Genomic DNA, 3,095 nt, shown 5'->3' with positions numbered 1-3,095 from the left:
TATACATCTTGAGCAATAGGTTTAGTGATGGTGATATAATCTTGAAATAATTTGATATTGAACTTTAAATTCTCAACAGTATGTTCGTCTTTAAGTTCTTCTGAATTGAAATAAGTAAACTTAGGATAATGTGGGTCTTTAACTTTTTTTTGTGTACGTGTTAAGAATACTTGCAAATACATAATATAATCAGCCAACTTAGCTTCATAAGTACTAAGATCTTTAAGAGATTCTGTTTTTGGAAGTGTTGGTTCTTCTATTAATGAAGCAATAGTAGTACAAGAAATTATAAGGAAAATAGAAATTAATCTTGATAATAGAATTATCTTTTGAATTTTCATATTAAGCCTCCTTTAATATCTTTATATAAGAATTCATAATCTTATTTCTTTTACTTCTAAGTTGAGATATATATTTTGCAGTTTCATTTTGATTATAATACTCTTCAGAATTTTTTATTATTTCAATATTGATTCTTATAATCTCTTCAAGTTCAGATAATAGTTTAATAGCTTCATTCTGTTCCATTCTATTTATACTTGCTTCATATAAAGAAAAAATGTAATTAACTACTTTTAAAAAGATATTGGTATAAGTGGATGTGTTTTTATCATTATTATTTTTTTGTAGAAGTTCTGTAAATTTATTTAGTATATCAATACCTATTTTTGCTGTACTTAAATTCATTTATACTCCTTTTCATGAGATGTAATTTCTGATGGTAATTGTATATTATCAGGATTACTATTGACCTTTTCTATAAATTTTTTTATTTTAGTTTGAATAGGTTCAATAGCCAATTTTATTTGTGGTGTTAAAGCATTATCTAAAATTTCCATGTTTTTAGTATAAATATGCTCATACTCCAAATAGAATTGGTGTAATAATGAGAATGCTTGATTATCACGTCTGTCAAAAGTAGCATCTTTAAAATTGAATAATGAATCAATTAAATTTGAGATTGCATTTAAAGATGCGTTTAAAGATTCTTTATTAAGAATCATATCTGACCCCCATCATCATTATTATTATTTTGTTTATTTTTATTTTTAAATTTTTCTATTAAGATATGTAATATATCTTTAAGCACAGGTTTAAGTAAGAGTACAGTACTCAAAATTAAACCAGAAATAATTAATAACTTAGTACCATCAATATCAAGTAAAAGTTGTATTAAATTATTTGTGTCAATGTCATTCATATGAGCTTTAACCTCTTCTTTAAAAATTTGTATCTATAACTATATAGCTAAAATTAATTTTTGCTATAAATATAAAGATAATATTTTAAAGCTTAACAAGTCTAGGAACTGTATCGTAACTTGATGATGAGTATCCACGTTTTTGTATATACCAACCCTGAAACAAAGGAATAAGAGTATCTACCAAAGCATTTTTTGTACCAAGATAATATATTAATCCTTTGCCTGATTCACTAGCGTATTGAGTATATATTCGTTTTGCATATTTAGTCCCTGATGCATTAATAGTTGCATCTACAAGTATGTCTAAATAAATGGGTTTGTCATCATCAGATGAATAAAATCTTAATATAACGTCTTGATTTGAGTACTCTGAAGTCATATCTATGACATAAGCTCTTCTTCTAAGGTCGTATTCTGCAATTGAACTACTTGTAGTTCTGGTCCTTGATAATGTGAAATCAGATGGTGGACCAAGTAAGTATTCAGGAATAGATGATTTTTGTAATGTACCATAGCCATTTGTAGTAACAAAATAATCAGATTTATTTAGTCTGGAACTTGACATACTATTTGTAAGTCTGCTCTTTACTTGACTAAAGATATTAGAAATACTACTAGAATCATCATTTAAAATTTTGGTAAGTAGCTTGCTATAAGCTTTATTAATAAAGTCTTCATTATTAATAAGTTCTGTAGCAATAGTGTCTTTAATAACTTCTTTAAAATATTCAAGACCATCATTTTTAAAGATTTTGTCTCTAGTTTTGTCAAAGAAGTTCGCATATGTAATTGCATGACAACTAGAAACCCCATCATCAATCAACATTAAATGTTGGTCTTTAATATCACCAATTTTATTTAGTTTGTTAATTTGTATGTATTCTTCATTGTCAATTAAAATTTGTTCTTCAGATGACATTGTTGATCTCCTTAATTAAAAGTAATAATTTCTGTATTATCTTTATCATATAGTTTAAGTGTCCGTCCTATTGGGATAAGGTTTTTTATAAATGAATAAATTGATTGTGAATATCCCTTAGGAAGAAAATTAAATGTTAGAAATCTATGTTTAGTTTGAAGTCCTTCTTTAGTTTCACGTACTTTAATACGTTTTAATCTGTTTCCTTTAGGGGTGCTAGGCGTAATAAATGCAGTAAAATTAGTTTTTATAGTGCCAAGAAGTTTAATTTTAATGACCCCAGCCTGAGGAGTTGTAATTTCAATATCAACGTGTAAAAAAGCCTTAAATAGTCTTATAAATGATTCATCGGTACCAATATGTCGTAAAGCAAAAAGCACACTGTCAATATTTGATGTAAGTGATGCAAGAGGTTGACTTTCAGCATAAAAAATTCTAAAGAGTTGAGATAACCATATAGCAATAAATCTTGATGAGCAGTGTTTTGTGGCATTAATACTAGTAAAGTTCGAATTTAGACTTTTAAGTTCAGCAAGAAGTACATTAGCATAGTTGGTTTCAGTTTGAATTAACTTAGCAATTTCTGTATTTTTAAGAAAATTAGGTATCATATTTATATTCCTTATGTCTTAAGATGTAATATCAATGAATAGGTTGTCTGTAAGATTAAATATAAGCAATTCTTCAGGCTTAACATCTATATCTTGATTTTCTTTAAATTCTGAATCATTAATGCTTGAAATTTGAGTTTTGTCATCGTCTTTGAGTACGGCAGATATTTTTAAGCCTTTAATACCTTTAATTTCATTTACAGGAGCAAAGAAATCTTGATATTCAAATTTGATACCCATATCCGTGTAATTATTATTTACAATACGTTTATATATGTCTCTAATACGTGAGTCGATGTTAAGATAAATATGATTTTGAAGGTCAATTTTGTACTTTACTTTAAGATAAACATATTTTCTA

Annotated in this window: 7 protein-coding genes; all 7 read right to left on the bottom strand. The window is 26.6% G+C overall.

The features are described from left to right. Positions 1–341 (bottom strand): BBA14 family lipoprotein (locus U880_RS0105720; protein ID WP_038359394.1); only part of this gene is annotated, 341 nt, incomplete at its 3' end. 1 nt (position 342) lies between these two features. Next, positions 343–687 (bottom strand): BlyB family putative holin accessory protein, encoded by a 345-nt coding sequence (locus tag U880_RS0105715; protein ID WP_024655135.1) that lies wholly within the window; start codon positions 685–687, stop codon positions 343–345. Next, the gene (locus U880_RS10570; RefSeq protein ID WP_024655134.1) at positions 684–1,004 is read right to left on the bottom strand and encodes a BlyB family putative holin accessory protein; all 321 of its coding nucleotides are present in this window, start codon (positions 1,002–1,004) and stop codon (positions 684–686) included. Before U880_RS10570 ends, U880_RS0105715 begins: the two co-directional genes overlap by 4 nt. Further along, complete coding sequence (locus tag U880_RS0105705) at positions 1,001–1,201, bottom strand: BlyA family holin (protein WP_038359391.1); 201 nt, start codon at positions 1,199–1,201, stop codon at positions 1,001–1,003. Before U880_RS0105705 ends, U880_RS10570 begins: the two co-directional genes overlap by 4 nt. An 85-nt stretch (positions 1,202–1,286) precedes the next feature. Beyond that, a complete protein-coding gene (locus tag U880_RS0105700; RefSeq protein ID WP_024655132.1) occupies positions 1,287–2,123 on the bottom strand; it encodes a DUF685 domain-containing protein in 837 nt (278 codons plus the stop codon). A gap of 11 nt (positions 2,124–2,134) precedes the next feature. Next, complete coding sequence (locus tag U880_RS0105695; RefSeq protein ID WP_038359388.1) at positions 2,135–2,734, bottom strand: DUF735 family protein; 600 nt, start codon at positions 2,732–2,734, stop codon at positions 2,135–2,137. 18 nt (positions 2,735–2,752) lie between these two features. Further along, the coding region (locus U880_RS0105690; protein ID WP_024655130.1) for a DUF276 domain-containing protein at positions 2,753–3,095 on the bottom strand (343 nt) is incomplete at its 5' end.

The organism is Borrelia hispanica CRI (genome assembly GCF_000500065.1).
GTDB classification, from domain to species: Bacteria; Spirochaetota; Spirochaetia; order Borreliales; family Borreliaceae; genus Borrelia; species Borrelia hispanica.
The sequence above is the reverse complement of the archived record's forward strand: the minus strand, read 5'-3'. Positions and strand labels throughout refer to the sequence as shown.